The organism is Uniformispora flossi, from assembly GCF_049534875.1.
Taxonomy (GTDB): domain Bacteria; phylum Actinomycetota; class Actinomycetes; order Streptomycetales; family Streptomycetaceae; genus Yinghuangia; species Yinghuangia aomiensis.
Genome location: NZ_JBMULZ010000054.1, coordinates 1 through 1190 on the forward strand (window position 1 = coordinate 1; position 1190 = coordinate 1190).

Here is a 1190-nt window from a genome sequence, read left to right on the forward strand (position 1 = left end):
GAACCAAGCTTGAATTCATAGGATTGCCATCCAAGTAATCACCCTCTAATGCTTCAGAAGTCACGTACTGTTCTTCCTCAGCAGGACGCCCACGCGTCACAAGGGAGACTAATAGAAAGACCCCAATTGCAACCGACCCGATAATGACAATATTCTTTTTGTTTAATTGGAATTTCTTTTTACCCGGGGAATGACCCCCGGATTCATGACCGACTTGTTCAAATTCCGCCATACCAATATAAGCCTCCTATCGGATCACCGAAATAATGATTCTTAGGGAAGTTTTCTTCATCTACCTGATTTCCGTTTAGATCGACTGTCGCTTTCTCAATACTCATGTTTGTTACTTTGTCGATCAATGCTTCTTTCGGAACCATCGGGTAAATGAAGTTGGCATGTGTTGGGCGTAATTCTTCAGCGTCTCCAATACCTAGCTGCGCGTCAGGTAGCTCCACTGGACGTGAAAGCTCCTGAAGCGCATGAACCCGGTTTTGAAGGTGATAGCCTTCCATCATGCCGCCTTACCTCCCTTGTAATACTTTGATGCCTGAAATTGAATTGCTCGCGATTGTGCTGATAATGGAAGTCGTAGACTTGGCATTTTTCAGGAACAGATAAATACCAATGAGAATCCCGATACCCGCAATCACGTCAAAAAACTTGTTAACCATCCACAAGACCTCCCATGATTTGTTTTACCTTGTCAACGTTCAGGACTGCCATACTTGCGAGAACAAGTACCAAGAACGTGTACGTTATTTTTTCATTTGTGAACATACCCAGCAGGATAACGAAAAAGAGAAAGGTGATAATAAACCGCATAGACTTTGTAAACTCTTGCATAGAATCACCCCTTTACTTCAAGCCAAAACCGCGTTTAAGACCGTTCCAAAACCCATCTATGAAACTGTCTTTAGCGGCTTTTTTGACTTTCTTTTTCTGCTCCGGCTTCATCTTTTGATACTTTTTATACGTGTCGTATCCTGTCGCTTTTTCAACTGCCTTTTTCGCTGTCTTTCCGGCTTCGTCGACGGTTTCTTTTGTAGATTCCCAACCATCTTTTACAACGTCCATCGGTGTAGAAATGTCAGGCGTCATTTTCTGTGCCATCTTTGACAGGTGTTTGCCGCCATAAAAGTCATCAAGAATAATCCATATGGCTGTGAGCGCCAGCGTGAAAAACAAAAGAC

At 43.1% G+C, this 1190-nt stretch carries 3 protein-coding genes; all 3 read right to left on the minus strand.

Translation table 11 applies throughout. The annotated features are described in order from the left end of the window. The coding region (locus ACPA54_RS39010) for a hypothetical protein (RefSeq protein ID WP_423537292.1) at positions 1-232 on the minus strand (232 nt) is incomplete at its 3' end. Further along, positions 219-515, minus strand: a complete 297-nt coding sequence (locus ACPA54_RS39015) for a hypothetical protein (protein WP_063336321.1) — start codon at positions 513-515, stop codon at positions 219-221. The genes ACPA54_RS39015 and ACPA54_RS39010, both read right to left, overlap by 14 nt. A gap of 340 nt (positions 516-855) precedes the next feature. Continuing rightward, the coding region (locus ACPA54_RS39020) for a hypothetical protein (RefSeq protein ID WP_423537294.1) at positions 856-1190 on the minus strand (335 nt) is incomplete at its 5' end.